Raw genomic sequence first — 18,198 nt, 5'->3', positions numbered from 1 at the left:
AAAGTTACGAGGGGAAAGAGTAAAGTTACGAGGGGAAAGAGTAAAGTTACGAAATGCGAGATGCGAGGGGAAAGTTGCGAGATGTAGGAGGCGTTTTAACGCCGAACAAGTAGCAGCGATTTTACATCGCGTCCTAGCGCCTAGAACCTAAAGCCTAGCGCCAAGGACGCGGGATAAACCCGCTGCTACATGTAGGCGTGAAACTTGTTTCGCGCGTCTGACCGCTGAAGGCTGATAGCTGAAAGCGCTTTTACTTCTCAATACCTAACCAATAACTGTTTTGGTATATGTTTTCTTCAACTTCTTTATCGCTGTAGTTATAGATACGTTGCCAAAACAGGCGGTCGAAAATGAATTTATCTGCATCTTTATGAATAATTTTAAAATTAATTAAAGAAGCATATAAATTTTCATCATCGCCTAACACATCATCCTTACAGCTAGAGTAATCAACTGCACTTGGGCACTGAGACATCATTGCAAAACTAATACTGTTATCAGCTTCAAATTGCCAATAGGTATTTGGCGTAAAGTTAGCTCTGTTTTCAAGGCCATATTGATCAGTATAATAAAAGCTGCCTTTACCATCATCATTTATAAACCAGTATGTTTTCAGGTTACCGCTGGTGTAGCCTTGACGTAAGTAGCTAAATAGGTGCTTATAGTCATCAAGAGTGATGGTTGAATCATCAATCACTTCCATGAATTCATACCCTAAGCGAGCCTGACGCTCTTCTTTATTTCGCTCGCGCACCATGAGTGTTTTACCATCAGGCAGAGTGAAAAATTGTAAGCTGGTATCTAGGCCATTGCCGGTTACCTTAACGGTTTCGCCATTATTGTCTAAGTTGTAATGCCACTTGAACGAGTCAGTACTTCTTGGCGTATTGAATGTTACCGTTGCAGTGTTGGCTGCTGTGATGGTGAAAAATGTTGGTAAATAACGAATCGTTAATCCTTCGCCTGTATCTGAATTTTTATTATTTAAGCGACCAGTATACGTTTTACCCACTTTAAGATCAGGAACCGCAATAGATGTCAGTTTTTGTAATGCAACAACCGATGTTTGCACCTTCATAGCTTCAGTTAGCTCTTCTGACTCAACAATATTCGCAGCGTCAGCTTCATCATGATAGCTAAGAACATGTTGTAGTTTTAGCACCGCAAAATCATCGAACTGCGCAACCACTTCGGCATTAACGAGGTTAAGGTCAAACTCTACATTCACCTCGTAGCCTTCTTTATTTAGCTGATTTGCATAGGTGTTCGTAAGAAATTTGTCGCCATTAATCGTTAACGTTTTACCTTGTAAGGTCGCCGAAAACTCTGCATAAGGGAATGATGTGGTACTGCCTGAAGCCGTCGGAATATAGCTTGCTATCGATACTTCAAAATAGCTCTCTTCACCTTCGGTATTTAAATGATTCACCGTGTGAAAAGTAGTGTGATCCATATCAGCATAATACGCAGAGCTAAGCTCTGTATTTGATTTATAAAGGGTAACTACTTCGCCTTTATCGGTTGAAACATTAAAAAGCTCAACACGAATAGCATCATCGCGCTTAGCCAACACTTCCATTTCAAGAAGAGCTTGTTGATTACACTCATGCAAGCAATCAATCGCTTGGGTATTTAATGCAATCACATCAGGATTCGACCAATCAAAACGGCTTAACTCACCATTTTGAGCAATCACCCCGGCATCTTCAGTAGCAAATGCCAGCTTTACGCTACCATCGCTTGATTGCCAGTTACCCATTACTTCGCTATTGCTAAGCTCAATCGGTTGCCATGCTGCACGGTTTTCGGCAACATTAACGGTTAGGGTATATTGGTTACTTGCTTTACCATCAGAGACTTCCACAGTAAAAGCATGGTTAGCTACTTCGAATAGGCTTGGCTGTGCACTAAAAGTTACTTGATTACTGCTGGTGGTTACATTTAGCCACTCTGGCTTATCAATAATCGTTGTAGTAACACTGTCGTTTTGCTCATCTTTTAAATCAACAACTAAATTAGCTGATTCAAGTGCTTTAGTAGAGAGAGTGAGCGAGCCAGAAAGCGTCGGTGCAGTATTTTGCTCTACTTTTACATCAGGCGTTTTATCTGTTGATGAACCGCCACCACAGGCTGTTAGAGCCAGAGTCAGTGCCGATACGCTGAGGAGCTTTTTCATTTAGGTCCCTTAAATTTATTGTTCTATTGAAGTCAAAGAAATTTAAGTTACCTAAAATGGGTAATTCAGTAAAGTGAATATGTAACTGAACGTAAACAAAAAAGGTGAGCTAACTTGCTCACCTTTTCGAAGAAGGGGTTATTGCGCTTGTTGCGCAACATGGTCCATATATTCGTCAAACGTGCCCTGAAAATCGATAAGTTGTTGGTCTTTAATATCGATGATACGAGTCGCTAATGATGAAACAAACTCACGGTCGTGGCTTACAAAAATCAGTGTGCCTTGGTAATCTTTTAATGCGTTATTGAGTGCTTCAATGGCTTCCATATCCATGTGGTTGGTTGGCTCGTCCATAATTAGCACATTGATGTCTTGCATCATTAACTTACCAAACAATAGACGGTTCTTTTCACCACCCGAGCAGTTACGCGCTTTTTTGTTAGCGTCATCTGCGGTAAATAGTAAACGGCCTAACATAGCGCGTACCATTAAATCGTTGTGCTTAGCTGTGCGCCACTGCGACATCCAATCGAATAGGGTTAAGTCGTTATCAAAGTCTTTGCTGCTGTCTTGCGGACAATAACCAATGCTGGCATTTTCAGACCACTTAACTATGCCTTCGTTGCTTTGTAATTCATTCACTAGGCAACGAAGTAGGGTGGTTTTACCAACACCGTTTTCACCAATAACCGCAAGCTTAGCGCCAGCTTCAAGTAATAACTCACCACCACTGAACAGGGTTTCACCATCAAAGCCATGACCTAATTTAGTTAGCTCTAAAGCTTGGCGATACATCTTTTTGCCTTCATCAAAACGTAGTGATGGACTAATACGACTTGATGCTTTTACTTCATCAAGTTTAATTTTATCCATGCGCTTAGCACGAGAGCTAGCTAGTTTTGCTTTTGATGCATTAGCACCAAAGCGGTTTACGAACTCTTGTAGTTCGTCTATTTCAGCGCTCTTCTTTGCGTTTTCAGCAAGCAGTTGTTCACGCTGCAAGCTTGAAGCTTCGATCCACTTTTCGTAGTTACCAGGGTAAATTCTAAGCTCACCGTAGTCGATATCGGCCATGTGAGTACATACCGAGTTTAAGAAGTGACGGTCGTGCGAGATGATAATCATCGTACACTTACGCTGGTTAAGCTCGTTAGCTAGCCAAGTAATGGTATGAATGTCGAGGTTATTGGTTGGTTCATCAAGTAGCAAAATATCAGGGTTTGCAAACAGTGCCTGTGCTAATAACACACGTAGTTTCCAACCCGGCGCAACGTTTGCCATTAAACCATAATGAAACTCTTGTTCTATGCCCGCTTGGAGCAAAATTTCTTCTGCACGGCTTTCTGCTGTGTAGCCATCCATTTCAGCAAAAATGCTTTCAAGCTCAGCTACTTTCATACCGTCTTCTTCACTCATTTCTGGTAGTGAATAGATACGGTCGCGTTCTTGTTTAACTTTCCAAAGTTCTGCGTCACCCATGATCACTGCATCAACCACTGTGTATTGCTCAAACGCAAACTGGTCTTGACTTAGCGTACCTAGCTTTAAACCCGGAGCAATTGACACATTGCCAGAGGTTGGAACAAGCGCACCGCTTAAAATTTTCATAAAGGTTGATTTGCCGCAGCCATTTGCGCCAATTAAACCGTAGCGATTACCGTTACCAAACTTAGCTGAAATGTTCTCAAAAAGGGGCTCTGCACCAAATTGCATGGTGATATTTGCGGTTGAAATCAACGAATTGTTCCTAGAAAAATACTGACAGGGTTATGGGCGCAGCAACTGCGAAAATAAACAAGCAATAGGGTAAATAATAGGCCGCGGATTATACAGATCAGCCCCAAAGAACGCTATTAAAAAGAAGAAAGTTTCAAGGGGAAAGAGTAAAGTTACGACAATTAAGCCCTTAGGACTGGCTTTAGCCGGGAAGTGTCTTAAGTTACGAGGGGAAAGAGTAAAGGGGAAAGTTGCTAGATAAGAGATGCGAGGTAGTAGCGATTTCACATCGCGTCCCAGCGCCTAGAACCTAGCGTCCAAAACCTAGCACCTATGTTTCATTCGTAGGCGTGAAACTTGTTTCGCGCGTCTAAGAGCTGAAGGCTTAAAGCTCTTATTTATTTTTGGTTCGGCACTGAAGTACCTCCTACAAGACCTCCTACAAATGAAACAAATATGAAAAAAAACCTGAAAATATATAAATATAGTTAATACTTTAGGGAAATCGGGCGATAATACTAAGTAATATGACAGTAGAGGTGGATTCAATGTCTGCAGGTATTTCTTTCAATAACTTGAGCATTACAAAAAAAATACACGCCATAACATGCATTGCTATAACGGCATTCGTGATCATAGTAGTAACTAATTTTATAGCGATGAATGACAACAAAATCTCGCTCGACGAGCTAGAGAAATCGTCATATCAGGTAGTTAAACTTACATCAGCAAACGTTGCGCTACTTGAAAAACTAGATGAGTTATACACTCAAGCGGTCACGTTTGGTGAATCAGACTTAGTTGATAGTGCTGCGCAAACGTATAAAACGATTAATGAAAATCTACAAAATATCATCAGCATTAACGACAGCTATGTGCATGCCGATACCAAAAAACAATTAGAGCTTTACGCACAAACCTCGTCGAGCATTGCAACCTCAATGATCGATGGTACTGCCGATTTCAGTAAAATTCAGCAGCAAGCACAGCAAAAAACACAGCAATATGAGGCTGTACTAGCAGGCTTTAAACAAGCACAAACTCGCGCAGATGATCGTTTTTTTGAACTGGTTCAAGCAACTAAAGCTCGTTCAGATAACGCACTTAATTTAATGCTTGTAGTGTCTGTTGTATCGCTGATCTTACTAATTGTTACCTCTATTTGGATTGCTCGTGGAATTGGCTCATCAGCAAGTGCTGCAGCAAATAACTTACGTCTATTAGCAGATGGTAAAGGGTCGTTAAGCACGCAACTTGAAGTACATGCAAAAGATGAGATTGGTCAGGTATCGATTAACTTCAACGCGTTTATTCAACTGTTAAAAGCTGCGGTACTTGAAGTAATAGCTGTTTGTGAACCATTAATGGAGAACTCAACGCGACTAGTGCAAGGTATGGAGCGAGCTGAACGCGCGACAACTAAACAAACATCAGATGCTGATATTGTTAAGCAGTCGATGGAAGAAATGCGTCAAAGTGTTGCTGATATCTCTCATTCGGCGGCAAACGCATCACAAGCTGCGCAAACAGCCGAGCGAGAGGTTGAGCAGAGTAAAACGCAAATACAGCGCTCTGTAACCGAATCTCGCACATTGAGTGAAGAAATAAATCAAGCTTCATCAACGATTAATCAACTAGCTAATGACACCAAAAATGTGACGCAAATCTTAAATGTGATCACCTCAATTGCCGAACAAACTAATTTACTAGCGCTAAACGCGGCTATTGAAGCCGCGCGTGCAGGTGAACAAGGACGGGGCTTTGCGGTTGTTGCAGATGAAGTGCGTGAACTGGCTTCTAGAACATCGCATTCAACAAACGAGATCAGAGAGCTACTTTCTACCTTAACAACTGCGGCAAGTGATGCTGTAAATGCGATGAATTCAGCACGAGACATGGCTACAAATAATGCAGAGGCTGCTGAAAGTACTGGGCAGTCTATTGATAAGATCTCTGAACAGATCTTAGAAATTAACGGTATGAACTCACAAATTGCAGCAGCAACTGAAGAGCAAACATCGGTTGCGAGCATGGTAGTCGAAAATGTGTCGAACATGCATATGTCATTTGAAGAAACGATGGACTCATTGTCGGCGGTGCGTGATGTCGCGAAGAACCTTCATTACTTATCTGATTCATTACTCGACGCCACTGCAAAATTTAAAGTCGAGTAATTTAAGCGAATAAAAAACCAGGCAATGCCTGGTTTTTTATTATCAGGAGTTGGTACTTAAAAAGTACCAACCACTTTTACTTTGTCTGTGACTTTTGCAGCATCAATATAACCAATGGCGTCACTGTTGGTAGCAACAAAGTCAATAACAGCTTGATCGTTGCCAAGTTTTTCAGGTGGAGTGCCTTTGCCTGTAAATACCAGTTTTGACCAATAAGCGTTTAGCTGGCTGCTCGACTTGCCAACCACCTTATCGTTAAACTCATCGCTTACGCTGTTGCCGTCTTGGTTTACCGGGTTTACTTTCGTGCCATCATCAAACGATTTTGCTTTACCGAGGTAAATCTTTTTGATTGTACCTTCATCAATAGCATTGCCATTTGCAGGGTTCACAATTACAGCAACGTCAGCAAAAGCTGCGTGCGAACATAAGGTGACCGCTGTAGCGATTAATAATTTTTTCATCATGAACTCCAATTAAAAAACTAAATCAACAGCAACAGCAACAACGTCGGTTTCTGTATCTGAAATGTCATCTTTAAAGCGACTGAAATCCACTTTTAAAGCGGCTGATGGGTGGAAGTCATAACGAGTACCAATGGTATACACATTGCTTTTCGCTTTTACGCCCTCAAGAACCTGATTAATACCGGCATTTAAAGCAGGTACTGTAGGTAGTGCGTTATAGCGGTTGCTATCGTGTTTGTCGTCGTTATTTTCGTAAGTTAAGTGCACAATCCACTCATCCATACGGTAACCAACAGATGTATAGTATTGAGTTTGTTTAGCAAGAGCGCTGTTTTCTACTTCAAACTCAGTGTATTCAGCGTCAAACAAAATGTTGTTGTAATCAATCGAAAAGCCCACTGCGAAGAAAGAGCCATCATCTTCGTCTACAGCAATATCATCTGCTTGATCAACAAAACCTGCGGCTCTCAGTGTTTGCTCTAGGCCATTAAGCGCAATACCCGCGTCAGTGTCGTTTTCAATGGCAATGCTTGTATCTGCTACAAAATATGCAGCACGGGCGCTGAACCAGTCATAGCTCATCGTCCAGTTAATACCTGCAATATCGTTAAGTTCTGTATCGCCATTAACAGATACCACTGCAATATTGCCATCGAAGCTACCGTAGATAACTTGGACTGTTGAGTCCCAATCGCCTAATTGCGTATTGTGTAAAAGGCTAATACCTTCATACGTTGAAAATGGTAAGTTATAAACAGACTGTGGCGGACGAACCCAACGGTAAGTGTAACCAACATCTAAAAAGTCTGAATAGCGATAAAAAGGAACGCGTAATTTACCCGCACTGACTTGTAGCTCATCAGTAAACTCATAGGTTAAATAAGCCCATTCAAACTCAGCATCAAAATCATCACTGCCACGAGCCACAATTTGTGCTGTAGCGCTTAGCTTTTCTTGTAAGTCAGCGGAGAGCTGTAATGCGAACATACTTTCGTTTTTAAACGAAATATCATCATCGTAACCATAGAGGGTTGCGTTGTCGTCAAGGGCTTTACCGCCGACAATTGAAGCGAAGCCGTTTATGCGAACTTCTGCCATTGTGTTTGCAGACACAAAAGCAGCACATAGAGCCAATGCAATAGGAAGTTTTTTCATTGTGTATCCCTAGTATTTAGTATGGAAATGTTGATTTCACTTAATATTATAGTCGTGCGTAGCGAAATGGGCGACACAAGTTACAGATAATTTGTAACTACATCAACGAATAAGTTGCTATTTTCACTAAAAAAGGGACTAAAAGTGGATAAAGTTGCGAGTTTCAAGTTACAAGGGGAAAGAGTAAAGTTACGAGATTCGAGGTAGCAGCGATTTTACATCGCGTCCTAGAGCCTAGCACCTAGCGCCTAATGACGCGGGATAAACCCGCTGCTACATGTAGGCGTGAAACTTGTTTCACGCGTCTGAAAGCTCTTGCTTTGTCGCAACTCGATTCTCGTTGTGCTTACTTACTCAAACTTACTAAAATCAACTTCTGGCAAGCTCTCAAACCCCGGGCGGGCGAAGAAATACCCTTGCATTAAACTTACGCCGGCTTGGCGCAACCATTGATATTCTTCAACTGTTTCAATCCCCTCGGCAAGGGCGGTTATGTTGAGTTCTTCAAACATAGCAATACAATGATTAACAATAACTTGGCGCGCTTTATTAAGGTGAATATCACGAATTAATTCCATATCCAGTTTAATAATATTGCTCTGAAAATCAGCCAATAAGTTTAAACCCGAATACCCAGAACCAAAGTCGTCGGTTGCGGTAATAAATCCCAGAGATTGATAATATTCGATCACGCGTTTGATGTGTGAACTGTCTTCAACTTGCTCAACCTCGGTAAACTCAAACATAATTTGTTCTACCGGAAAGCCATATTGTTTAGCAGCTTCAAGGGTTGTTCTAATACAGCGCTCAGGCTTGTAAATCGCGTTAGGTAAAAAGTTAATACTCAAAATCGAATCAAGCTTCAGCTTAGCTGCAAGCGAAATCGCTTTAATGCGACAAAGCTGGTCGAAGGTATAGCGGTTCTCATCGTTAACTTGTGAGATAACAGAATAAGCCGACTCATTATTAGGCCCTCTAACCAAAGCCTCATAGCCAAAAATGTGTTTATCGGTGCAATCAATAATTGGCTGAAAAGCCATTGTAAAATCAAAGCCAAGTTCTAAATTGTCTTTACAGTTATTGCAACCAGTAGGCTGGCAATGAGTTTGCTTGTCGTGCATGCTTACCTCAGACTAAAGTCTTCTTAATACATAATAGTGCTAGTAAATTGCCAATTGTGCAATGTTGTTGAGTTAAAAGTATAAAACTATAGGGAAAATGCGTAACTGAAGTTTTTCTCTGTGTAGCGCAGTGCCCCTCGGTGCTTCTGTGGTTCAAATATTTTTCGCACAAAGAGGAGTGAATGAGAAGACAGTGAGGATTTATCGTATTTACTGTCCGTATGTTTTCATAGACCTACTAGACCTTTTTCTAACCACAGAGGACACAGAGAGCACAGAGGAAGATAAGAAGATATTAAAGTGTACTTTCTCTAAAGCGAAGCGTCTCATAATCTCTTTGTGAGAGTGGTTCTTCTCTGTGCAGCGCGAAGCGCCTCTGTGTCCTCTGTGGTTCAAATATTTTTTGCACAATGAGAAGTGAATGAGAAAACAATGAGGTATAAAAACTTACTTCTCTAAAGCGCAGCGTCTCTTATCCTCTTTGTGAGTATTATTTCTTCTATACAGCGCTTCGTTACTTACGCTTGAATATATAAAAATTTCCCGTTAAAAATACTTAAAATCAATTTGATATCTTTTTAGTACTTAGCTTTAATGATATTTTAGCGCCAAGCAATCTTGCCAATATAAAGGAAGTAAAATGGCATCCAAAACCGTCGAATACTACAACCAAAATGCACAAGCATTTGTAGATGCCACACTCGATGTAGACCTCAATGAACTTTACGACGAATTCTTACCGCTGATCCCAAAAAAAGGCGCTTTACTTGATGCCGGTTGTGGCTCTGGCCGCGATGCTTTCATCTTTAAAGAGCGTGGTTATAGCGTAGATGCATTCGATATCAGCCCAGCTATGGCAAAGCTGGCGTCAGAATACTTAAACCAAGACGTTGCAGTAAGCAGTTTTCAAGAGCTAAACGACGTTGCCAAATACGACGGCATTTGGTGCTGCGCAAGCCTTATTCACGTAGCAAAAAACGACTTAACCGACGCATTCAACAACCTTGCACGTGCATTAAAGCCACAAGGCATCGTGTATGTATCGTTTAAATACGGCGACGGCGAGCGCGAACACAACGGCCGTGAATTTACCGACCTAAACGAACAAGCCCTTGAGAGCATTATTAAAAACACCGACCTGTTTATTCTCAAGTCATGGCAAAGCGCCGATCAACGCCCAGAGCGCGCCACAGAAACATGGCTAAACGCCATTCTGCATAGAAGAACGATATAGTAGTTTAATGCGGTATAGCAGGTTATACCGCAATTCTCCCAATATTGTATGGGTTTTAAAGAGTGACTCTACCTAAAATCCTATATTTGCAATAGCTTTTCATGCTAGATTGTTCCTAAACTAAATAGCCAATATTCAAGCCACAACAATGCGTTATGAGCATAAATGGCAAATAAATCGGCGTAAACAGGGAACAGTTCATGAACTTTAATGCACTATTCAAAAGTACATACAAGGCTTGATTGATGATGGCCATGCAGCAGCAACTCGATTTTATTGCATACATTCAGCGCATGCTGATGGAAGGCGACTTTAGTGCTACCTATAAGTTTGCACTATTGCATGCGTTAGCTGATGTTTGTGTTGAGCAGCCAATGATGTATGAAGCTAGCGAGTTAAACATTGATCTTGCTAAGCTTGCTGAAAAGTTAATAGAGCTTTATTGGCACCATGCAGTGCCATTTTCTTCTGCTCACAGTGGTGAAAGTGCTTTACTAAAACAAAATTCGGGGGCGCAATCAAAAGTAATTGCGGTGCTATATGAGTGCCAGCAAAACAATATTCGTAGCTTGCGCCAGCTTAAATTAAGCCCTTACTGGCACACTACTTACAAAGCAGCTTTAGACACTTTAAAAACAGGCCCGTTGTGGCGCTTACAAATTCTCGCCAAACAAGAAGAATGCTTTTTATATCCGCACACAAAAGGAAAAAGCTATATCACTCTAAACGCAGGCATAGCCGCTTGTTTTAGACGCTTTTACGATTTAGTTGTCTATTTAGCTAAAAATGCATGGCTACAAAAGATTCAAAGCATTAAGCACAATCAAGCACTTATTGGCCCGCAAAGCCAACTGCATGACTTTTTATTTGGTTTCGACCGCGCAGCACTTAACAAAGCAAAACCAGTTTTAGTCGAAATACAAAAAGGCCAGTGCTTTTATTGTCAAAAGCCACTCACTAGCGCGATAGAAGTTGATCACTTTATTCCATTTGCCCGCTACGCTAACGATTTAGGTCATAATTTTGTTGCTGCCCATAGAAGTTGTAATAACAGCAAAAGCGACTTTTTAGCAGCCCAGCTGCACCGTGAACGTTGGCAAGATCAAAACCTAGATCGTCACAGCCAGCTACTCACTGATGAACTAACTCGCTATTTTCATTGTGATGTAGACAAATCCCTCGCTGTAAGCAACTGGGCATACCAAGTTGCTAGCAGCAATGGCGCCAAACTCTGGCTTGCAAAAGATAGGTTTGAGTTGGCGGGGAGTAAAAATGTCCACGCGTTAGATTTAGTCGCGCAGACAAAGTACAAATATGATTCTTAATGAGCTTAGATTTAAGTTCCATATACCTTTTTTAAATGAAATCAAGCAATAACTCATTGTTCAGTTGCAGGCCAGTGCTGAGGTTTTCCCCGTGTTCACACCCGAAATTTAATTAATTCAAGCTGAGGGAACAGTGAGAACCTCGGGGCGCCGAGAGATTCAAAAGAGAAGTCGGCGTTTACTTCTCTTTGGTTGCCGTCGCCAACGCGACATTATTATCAAATTTTATTAGAGCTTTATTACCACAACCATTACAAATCAATGAGTAAGTATCTTTACGCTTACTAACTTTCGTATTTTGAACCGTACATTTTATACATGGTGCTTTCATCGGAGTATTTGTATTACAGTTTGAGCAATTGACATAGTACCCATATCGTCCTGAACGGGCTTCAAGAGTGTGTTTATTACTACAATTTTTACACTTTAAGTGTATGACTTTAGGTTCCTCAGCACTTAATAAAACCTCTTCTTTAACTTCACTTTTGTAAATTGATTCGGGTTCATTAAGGGTTACTGGTGACTCGTCGTTTACTGGTTGCTCGGTTGATTTAATATTTTGAGCTAAAAGAAACTGACAAATCTTAGATAGGCTTTCCTCATTAAACCATGGGCGCACGTTAGTTGAAAAAAAGTGTAGTGTGTTAGGGGGTGATGCTGGCAACTTCATTATTTCTAAAAGCTTATCAGCTATAAACTCTGACTTAACTAATCTATCTTCAAGCGATTTAGGCATGCAATCTCGATTGATTATGGCATTACTCGATATTGCACAGAGACTATGCCATTCACGACCACCAAAATTTTGCTGTATTTTGCCAAACATTTTGGGAAGTAACTGCTCTGCGTTACTCGTCACTAAACTCTTTAATAAGGCTTGTTGGAGTTCAACTTGCTTTATTGGTGATGGCATACCTTGCCATTTTCCTCGATAACTACGGCTCCATTCTTGATGCTCATTTATGGCAACTTCGCCCGTTATGCTTTTTGATTCGATTAAAATAAACCCATATGTATAAACAATTAAGTGGTCAATCTGAGCTGATTCGTTATTGTGCTTAAATTTAACATCATTGAATACGAATACTTGTGGATGATCTTTAAATGCTCGGCGCAAATAAAATGCTACATCTAGCTCTTGCTTGTCCCCGGCTTTAATCTTGAGTGATTGTGAAGTTGAAGGTGCTTTATCTTTTAAAATCATGAGAAGTCCGTTCTGTCATGTATTCGTATAGGGTACCACCGAAATGCAAAATTTAAATATTAAACTTAATGATGGATTTTAGGTAATGAAATTAAATGCATTTCATAGCTTTGTGTTTATTTCTCTTTGATTACCGCAACAACGCGACATAACTAAATAAATAGTTAATAGGCCACTTTTTCCACACCCTAAATTTGGTACAATATGGCCTACCAAATTACACAGATGTAATGTTATGAATAAATGGATTTTATTACTCGCTACTTTGATTGCGAGTTTCAACACAGTTGCTGATGAGCAATATTCAAAAAGTCGCTGCGATAGTATTGAGGCTGAGCGCGAGGGTATTCGTAAAAGAATGAATCGTAGCTACACGGCAAGGCAAGGTGAACGTTGGAATCAGCGTTTAGATGAGCTTTTTACGCTGCTTGCGAGACACTGCAAACACCCAAAAAGAAGCTCTGGTAATGGCGGTAATTATACGTATCGCTCAAACCCTACCTCACTTTTAAACACCAAAGTACATAACTCTACGGTGTATTCAAATTCATATAATGACGATAAAAAACGCCATGCTTGGGGGCAATTTTATCAATTACCTGATCGCTGTAGAGCGAAGGATATTCAGCAGGCTGATTTTGTATGGTGTAGCGAAAATAAAGCTGAGCAAAAGGCGCTATTTGAATCGGCTTGGAGCGGTAAAGCAAAAGCAGACAATAAAGATGTTGTTATTACAGTAAAGCCGACGATTACAGAAATAAATACAAATAAAGCCACAAACCAAGACGTGATAAAAAGCCCGATAATCGAAGCACCCGTTAAACACGTTACGGCACCTTTAAATGAGAGTGTTAGTCAGCAATCTAATAAGTTGAGTGACCTTAAAATTTGGCAATTAGCCTTGGTAGGCTTAGCGGCTATGTTGTTTGTGTTTGGTCTTTATGGTTGGTTTAAAGATTGAGTTGTTATACAGGCTAAAGCCCGACCTACAATGCCTCGCAACGCGCAACTACAGTTTCAACACCTCTCCTTGCAAGCTTGGGGAGTCTGCAATACTGGTTTGGAGTTGTTCAATCAACAACTGGGCATTCGCTGATGGCGTGCGTGAATGTGGCCAGAGGGCGTAAATTGGCCTTGCGGGAATATTATGGGGGGAGTCGATATAACTAAAGTTGCTGGTGTCGTCTATACAGCAAATTTCACTCATGGGTAGCAAGCCAATGCCATAGCCTGCTTCAACCATTTTTCTGGCGATTGTAATATCAAAACAAAAGCTTATGTGTTCATACTCGGTTTTTAATTTGTTAAGTAAACCGCTGGGTAGTTGTGACTCTGAATAGGGCAGTATCAACCTTGATGTTGGGGCATCTTTCTTTGTAATTAGCTTTATTGCGATCATGCCTAGGCGCTTTTGAAAATAGCTTGAGTCTTGTTGTTCGCCAATGCGAATGGCTAAGTCAAAACGTTTTTGGCTTAGTTGGCTGTTGGCATTACTTGGGTAAATGTGGAGATTTAACGCAGGGTTTGCCATTGCAAACTGATTAACTGCACCCATCAGTGGGCCTGCAATGATGTTTTGTGGGCACAACAGGTAAAACTCTTTTGCGGCGGGCGAGTCATTTAATTGCTCAAGCTGGCTGTTAAGAGCAAGCACTTGCTCGCCTAACTCGTTATACAGTGATTCGCCTTTGGCGGTTAACACAATGCCTCGAGCTGTGCGTTGCAGTAATGGTTCGGCGAGCTTTTCTTCTAACGCCTGAATGCGCCTTGATAGGGTTGATAGATTCAGTCCTAGATCTTTTGCTGTTTGGCTCATGCTTTTACGGCGCGCTATTTCAATAAATAAATGCAGATCATCCAGCATACGACTCCCTCAATCTTAGTTTGCATTTTCGTGACTGTTGCCACTTGCGTTGTATAAATATAGTAACGCCAAGGAGGACATATGAAAATTCATTTTACTTTTACTGCGGCATTTTCGTTTTTAATGTCGTTTTTACTTTCGGCATGGGTCACTTATGTCAACTTAGGGCTGAGCGATACATTTTTTCTAAGTTGGATGAAGGCGTTTGTCAATGCGTGGCCTGCTGCATTTGTGGTGGCTTTTACGGTTGCCCCGCCAATTCGGGCATTGGTTTTAAAGTTATATAGTAAGGAGTCAGTATGATTAATATCGTGGCAAAAATTATCCCAAAGGCGGCATTATTTGACGACTGTAAAGGGCGTTTACAGGGCATTTTAGCAGCCACTCGTTCAGAGCCAGGTTGTAATCGTTTTGAGCTGTATGCGAGCAAAGAGCAGCGTTGTTTGTTTTTAGTTGAGCAGTTTGAATCGCAAGCCGCTCTTGATGAGCATTATGCTAAGCCCTATACCCAAGCAGTGTTCGCGTTTTATGAAAATGCGTTGGCGGAGCCGGTTGAGGTAGAGGTGGTGGAGGAGTTTTAGATTTAATATTCACAAAGAGGATAAGAGGCGCTGCGCTTTAGAGGTAATTAACTAATTGGCTTAATTTAGTATCTCATTGTCTTCTCATTCACTTCTCTTTGTGAATAAAGGTATTTGAACCACAGAGGGCACCGAGGCGCTGCGCGCTACACAGAGAAACTTAATGCACAAAGAGATTATGAGGCGCTGCGCTTTAGGGGGAATTAACTAATTGGCTTAATTAGTATCTCATTGTCTTCTCATTCACTTCTCTTTGTGAATAAAGATATTTGAACCACAGAGGGCACCGAGGCGCTTCGCGCTACACAGAGAAACTTAATGCACAAAGAGATTATGAGGCGCTACGCTTTAGAGCAGTATACTTTAATATCTTCTTATCTTCCTCTGTGCTCTCTGTGTCCTCTGTGGTTAGAAAAAGATCTAGTAAGTCTATGAAAACATAAGGACAGTAAACACGAAAAATCCTCATTGTCTTCTCATTCACTTCTCTTTGTGAATAAAAGTATTGGAACCACGGAGGGCACCGAGGCGCTTCGCGCTGTGCAGAGAAACTTAATGCACAAAGAGGTTATGAGGCGCTGCGCTATAGATAACTTCTTGTCTTCCTCTATGCTCTCTATGTCCTCTGTGGTTCGAAAAAAGATCTAGCAAACCGCTCGTTTCTTCATTTAAACGCACGAAACACGTTTCATACATACAGAAAAAACTAGGCTACTGGGGAAGTACTGCATTCGTAGCCTAGTTTAACAAGGTTGAAAGGGTTACAGCATATAGAGAATTTGCTTGGCTTTTTTTCGGGTTAAACAAGCGGCCATTGGGCGTTTTGCAAACAGCTTGGCTGAGACAGTATGCTCTTTGCCCATGTATTGGTTGTGCAGAGTTTGCACATTGACTTTGCAGGTCACCGAATTTGTGTTTTCTACATAACGAATTTCTACTCGTTCTACTTTTTGAATTAAGTTTTTATAAGGGTAGCCTTCATCGGTATCAAGCTGCGTTATTACCGGTTGATTGGCATAACTAAAGCTTGAGGCACACAAAAGTAATAAAATAATTAAGTATTTCATGGTGGTTGTCCTTGTCTTGTTGCGGTTGGCTGTATGAGTATTACTTGTGTTACGACTACTGACAAACGATTAAAAATTACCTATGCTTAAGTTTTTATTAATCATGAATGCGTATGCAGTTACCTCCATTAAAAAGCCTTTGGTACTTTAAGCACGCGGCAGAGTTAGGTAGTTTTAAGCTCGCGGCAGAGCAATTATTTGTTAGCCAAGCTGCGGTTAGTCAACAAATTCGCCTGTTAGAACAACAGCTTGATTGCAGTTTATTTACTCGTCATACCCGCTATGTAGAACTAACTCGCCAAGGCGAACAACTTTTACCCCATGTACTTAAAGGCTTTAGTCATTTGCAGGCTGGTGTACAGGCTGTTAGTCAAGATAGCCACCCAAATACGTTAAACTTAACTGTGTTACCTTCTTTCGCCAGTGGCTGGTTACTTGGTCGTATTAGCGATTTTCAAAACAAATACCCCAATATCAAAGTGCGTATAGAGCCTAGTGACCAACTTGCTGACTTTTCATCTGGACAGGTCGATTTAGGTATTCGATTTGGGCAAGGTAGTTACCCGGGTTTGCATAGTGAGCTTATCAGTGACGACAGCCTATTTTTGGCTTATAAACCTGGTGCCATTGATGTTCATAAGCCCCTAAAACCACAGGTTCTGGCACAAAAATTAATTAAAGATGTGTGCCCAGATGCAGAGAGAGGCTGGTTAACTTTGGCTCAGCAACTAGCTGTCAGTCCAGATGCGCTCCCCGCACTTGAAATCGATAATGCAGCATTGGTTATTCAAGCCACGTTAGCAGGGCAAGGTATTGCATTGGTAAGACGGCGCTTAATCGAAACTCAACTTCAACTTGGTCAGCTAGAGATTTATCCAAACTTTGAATATCAATGCCAATTTAAGTATTACCTTGCTGCGCCGCCCGATCATTTTAAATGGCAAAAAGTACGGCTGTTTAAAGCTTGGTTGCTTGAGCAGTTTGCTATGGATGATCAGCAGTTTGATAGTGGAAATAATCAATCTGAAGACTTTTAATAAGTATTGCTCGTGGGATATGTAAAAGCTTGCACTGGTAATTTATCAGTCTTTTAGGTGGGTTTAGCGCAGATTTCTTGCAGTTTTATTAGAAACTGCTAATCTGTACCCCTAACTTTTACAGTGACGTAAATTAATGATTAAACGGATTTTAATGACAACAGCGTTGTTGTTGCCTAGTTTTGTCTGTGCGCAGCAATCAACTCCTTCAGAAGCTTGCCAATCTATGCAAGCAGAACGTGTAGAGTTACAAATAGCCCTGCGCAAAACCAATCTTCTCGACAAAATTGAAGCTTATAAACAACGCATTCAAAGCTTGTCGGCACGAATATCTGAAACATGCTTTAGTGAAGAGCAAATAGCAGAGCTTAAATCGTCTTTGTATAACCCTGACATTAATGAGCTTGAAAACACTTTGGCAGAGCCATTAACTGAGCAAGCCTACATTAGCAAACAAGCTGCATGGGAGCGCTTTTATGTTATGCCGCCACGTTGCGCTGCTCGCTCATTACAGCTGCAAAATCTAGAGTCGTGCTTTGAAAATAAGCAAGTTCAGTTTCAGCAGTTTGATATGTTATGGCAGCAAAAAAATGCTCAACTTGCCCGAACAGAAGCAAAGCCTACTGACCCTTTTCATGAGTTTGTATTACCCAGTAAAGCTGAGCGCGCAAAAATTAGTATGGAGCAAGAGCTAAAGCGCTACAGTTATGGTACAGATTCGTTTTTACCAACTAACATAATTGTGTTGTGTGTTTTAGCTGTACTGGTGTTTTTTGGTTTGATATTTGTGTTTCATTGGATAATGCGCCCACGTCCAATTGTAAAGTGAGCCAAATGGGAAGTTAGCGAGAGTAAAGGGGAAAGTTGCAAGGGGAAAGGTTCTAGGCAAGATAAACACTGTTTTTAGTCGTTAGATGTTAGGTGTCAGCCGAGCTATGGGGTTGGTTAGGTCGGGTGTTCTTCCCAGCGATTTAAGCCTTGTAGGAGGTACTTTAGTGCCGAATAGAATCAAACATAATCCATGTAAACCTTTTCAAATTTTCTATATTCAGACGCGCGAAACAAGTTTCACGCCTA

At 41.1% G+C, this 18,198-nt stretch carries 16 protein-coding genes; 8 read left to right on the top strand and 8 right to left on the bottom strand.

Features of this window, described 5'->3' with window-relative positions; genetic code table 11:
• Positions 1–250: 250 nt before the first annotated feature.
• Together EVU92_RS20345 and EVU92_RS20340 are read right to left on the bottom strand one after the other, a co-directional pair.
• Positions 251–2,176 carry a hypothetical protein gene (locus EVU92_RS20345; RefSeq protein ID WP_130052966.1) on the bottom strand — a complete coding sequence of 642 codons (1,926 nt, stop codon included), beginning with the start codon at positions 2,174–2,176 and terminating at the stop codon, positions 251–253.
• A 138-nt stretch (positions 2,177–2,314) separates the two neighbouring features.
• The gene (locus EVU92_RS20340; protein ID WP_130052965.1) at positions 2,315–3,913 is read right to left on the bottom strand and encodes an ABC-F family ATPase; all 1,599 of its coding nucleotides are present in this window, start codon (positions 3,911–3,913) and stop codon (positions 2,315–2,317) included.
• A gap of 527 nt (positions 3,914–4,440) precedes the next feature.
• Here EVU92_RS20340 and EVU92_RS20335 point away from each other — a divergent pair.
• Entirely contained in the window at positions 4,441–6,066 is a 1,626-nt protein-coding gene (locus EVU92_RS20335; protein ID WP_130052964.1) for a methyl-accepting chemotaxis protein, read from the top strand.
• Positions 6,067–6,122: 56 nt separating this feature from the next.
• Here the strand turns inward: EVU92_RS20335 and EVU92_RS20330 are convergent, their stop codons facing one another.
• The 3 genes from EVU92_RS20330 to EVU92_RS20320 all read right to left on the bottom strand — a co-directional run bounded on the left by EVU92_RS20330 (position 6,123) and on the right by EVU92_RS20320 (position 8,809).
• Complete coding sequence (locus EVU92_RS20330; RefSeq protein ID WP_130053041.1) at positions 6,123–6,530, bottom strand: phosphate ABC transporter substrate-binding protein; 408 nt, start codon at positions 6,528–6,530, stop codon at positions 6,123–6,125.
• Between the two features lie 12 nt (positions 6,531–6,542).
• Entirely contained in the window at positions 6,543–7,688 is a 1,146-nt protein-coding gene (locus EVU92_RS20325) for a porin (RefSeq protein WP_130052963.1), read from the bottom strand.
• A gap of 350 nt (positions 7,689–8,038) precedes the next feature.
• Positions 8,039–8,809, bottom strand: a complete 771-nt coding sequence (locus EVU92_RS20320) for an EAL domain-containing protein (RefSeq protein WP_130052962.1) — start codon at positions 8,807–8,809, stop codon at positions 8,039–8,041.
• A gap of 640 nt (positions 8,810–9,449) precedes the next feature.
• Here EVU92_RS20320 and EVU92_RS20315 point away from each other — a divergent pair.
• The gene (locus tag EVU92_RS20315; protein ID WP_130052961.1) at positions 9,450–10,043 is read left to right on the top strand and encodes a class I SAM-dependent methyltransferase; all 594 of its coding nucleotides are present in this window, start codon (positions 9,450–9,452) and stop codon (positions 10,041–10,043) included.
• A 242-nt stretch (positions 10,044–10,285) separates the two neighbouring features.
• Positions 10,286–11,368 (top strand): HNH endonuclease, encoded by a 1,083-nt coding sequence (locus EVU92_RS20310; RefSeq protein WP_130052960.1) that lies wholly within the window; start codon positions 10,286–10,288, stop codon positions 11,366–11,368.
• 178 nt (positions 11,369–11,546) lie between these two features.
• On the opposite strand, the gene EVU92_RS20305 is transcribed toward EVU92_RS20310, so the two are convergent.
• On the bottom strand, positions 11,547–12,572 hold the full coding sequence (locus EVU92_RS20305; RefSeq protein WP_130052959.1) for a nuclease-related domain-containing protein: 1,026 nt from the start codon (positions 12,570–12,572) through the stop codon (positions 11,547–11,549).
• Between the two features lie 235 nt (positions 12,573–12,807).
• Here EVU92_RS20305 and EVU92_RS20300 point away from each other — a divergent pair, with 235 nt between their 5' ends.
• A complete protein-coding gene (locus tag EVU92_RS20300; protein ID WP_130052958.1) occupies positions 12,808–13,533 on the top strand; it encodes a hypothetical protein in 726 nt (241 codons plus the stop codon).
• A 48-nt stretch (positions 13,534–13,581) separates the two neighbouring features.
• On the opposite strand, the gene EVU92_RS20295 is transcribed toward EVU92_RS20300, so the two are convergent.
• Positions 13,582–14,436 carry a LysR family transcriptional regulator gene (locus EVU92_RS20295; RefSeq protein ID WP_130052957.1) on the bottom strand — a complete coding sequence of 285 codons (855 nt, stop codon included), beginning with the start codon at positions 14,434–14,436 and terminating at the stop codon, positions 13,582–13,584.
• An 81-nt stretch (positions 14,437–14,517) separates the two neighbouring features.
• On the opposite strand from EVU92_RS20295, the gene EVU92_RS20290 reads away from it, so the two are divergent.
• Entirely contained in the window at positions 14,518–14,739 is a 222-nt protein-coding gene (locus tag EVU92_RS20290; protein WP_130052956.1) for a DUF2798 domain-containing protein, read from the top strand.
• Positions 14,736–15,017 (top strand): antibiotic biosynthesis monooxygenase, encoded by a 282-nt coding sequence (locus EVU92_RS20285; protein ID WP_130052955.1) that lies wholly within the window; start codon positions 14,736–14,738, stop codon positions 15,015–15,017. The genes EVU92_RS20290 and EVU92_RS20285 overlap by 4 nt, the downstream gene beginning before the upstream one ends.
• 761 nt (positions 15,018–15,778) lie before the next feature.
• Here the strand turns inward: EVU92_RS20285 and EVU92_RS20280 are convergent.
• A complete protein-coding gene (locus EVU92_RS20280; protein ID WP_130052954.1) occupies positions 15,779–16,084 on the bottom strand; it encodes a hypothetical protein in 306 nt (101 codons plus the stop codon).
• Between the two features lie 113 nt (positions 16,085–16,197).
• Between EVU92_RS20280 and EVU92_RS20275 the strand changes: the two genes are divergently transcribed.
• Entirely contained in the window at positions 16,198–17,121 is a 924-nt protein-coding gene (locus EVU92_RS20275; RefSeq protein ID WP_130052953.1) for a LysR substrate-binding domain-containing protein, read from the top strand.
• Between the two features lie 136 nt (positions 17,122–17,257).
• The gene (locus EVU92_RS20270) at positions 17,258–17,950 is read left to right on the top strand and encodes a hypothetical protein (RefSeq protein ID WP_130052952.1); all 693 of its coding nucleotides are present in this window, start codon (positions 17,258–17,260) and stop codon (positions 17,948–17,950) included.
• The last annotated feature ends 248 nt before the right edge of the window (positions 17,951–18,198 follow it).

It is taken from the genome of Pseudoalteromonas sp. MEBiC 03485, from assembly GCF_004195145.1.
In the GTDB taxonomy this organism is placed as follows: Bacteria; Pseudomonadota; Gammaproteobacteria; order Enterobacterales; family Alteromonadaceae; genus Pseudoalteromonas; species Pseudoalteromonas apostichopi.
This window is presented reverse-complemented; position numbering and strand designations above follow the sequence as displayed.

Bases quoted from the DNA above. Each gene is read 5' to 3' on its own strand.
- EVU92_RS20280 (WP_130052954.1), bottom strand. From the start codon at position 16,084: ATGAAATACTTAATTATTTTATTACTTTTGTGTGCCTCAAGCTTTAGT.
- EVU92_RS20295 (WP_130052957.1), bottom strand. From the start codon at position 14,436: ATGCTGGATGATCTGCATTTATTTATTGAAATAGCGCGCCGTAAAAGC.
- EVU92_RS20330 (WP_130053041.1), bottom strand. From the start codon at position 6,530: ATGAAAAAATTATTAATCGCTACAGCGGTCACCTTATGTTCGCACGCA.
- EVU92_RS20285 (WP_130052955.1), top strand. From the start codon at position 14,736: ATGATTAATATCGTGGCAAAAATTATCCCAAAGGCGGCATTATTTGAC.
- EVU92_RS20305 (WP_130052959.1), bottom strand. From the start codon at position 12,572: ATGATTTTAAAAGATAAAGCACCTTCAACTTCACAATCACTCAAGATT.
- EVU92_RS20325 (WP_130052963.1), bottom strand. From the start codon at position 7,688: ATGAAAAAACTTCCTATTGCATTGGCTCTATGTGCTGCTTTTGTGTCT.
- EVU92_RS20300 (WP_130052958.1), top strand. From the start codon at position 12,808: ATGAATAAATGGATTTTATTACTCGCTACTTTGATTGCGAGTTTCAAC.
- EVU92_RS20315 (WP_130052961.1), top strand. From the start codon at position 9,450: ATGGCATCCAAAACCGTCGAATACTACAACCAAAATGCACAAGCATTT.
- EVU92_RS20270 (WP_130052952.1), top strand. From the start codon at position 17,258: ATGATTAAACGGATTTTAATGACAACAGCGTTGTTGTTGCCTAGTTTT.
- EVU92_RS20345 (WP_130052966.1), bottom strand. From the start codon at position 2,176: ATGAAAAAGCTCCTCAGCGTATCGGCACTGACTCTGGCTCTAACAGCC.
- EVU92_RS20335 (WP_130052964.1), top strand. From the start codon at position 4,441: ATGTCTGCAGGTATTTCTTTCAATAACTTGAGCATTACAAAAAAAATA.
- EVU92_RS20290 (WP_130052956.1), top strand. From the start codon at position 14,518: ATGAAAATTCATTTTACTTTTACTGCGGCATTTTCGTTTTTAATGTCG.
- EVU92_RS20275 (WP_130052953.1), top strand. From the start codon at position 16,198: ATGCAGTTACCTCCATTAAAAAGCCTTTGGTACTTTAAGCACGCGGCA.
- EVU92_RS20320 (WP_130052962.1), bottom strand. From the start codon at position 8,809: ATGCACGACAAGCAAACTCATTGCCAGCCTACTGGTTGCAATAACTGT.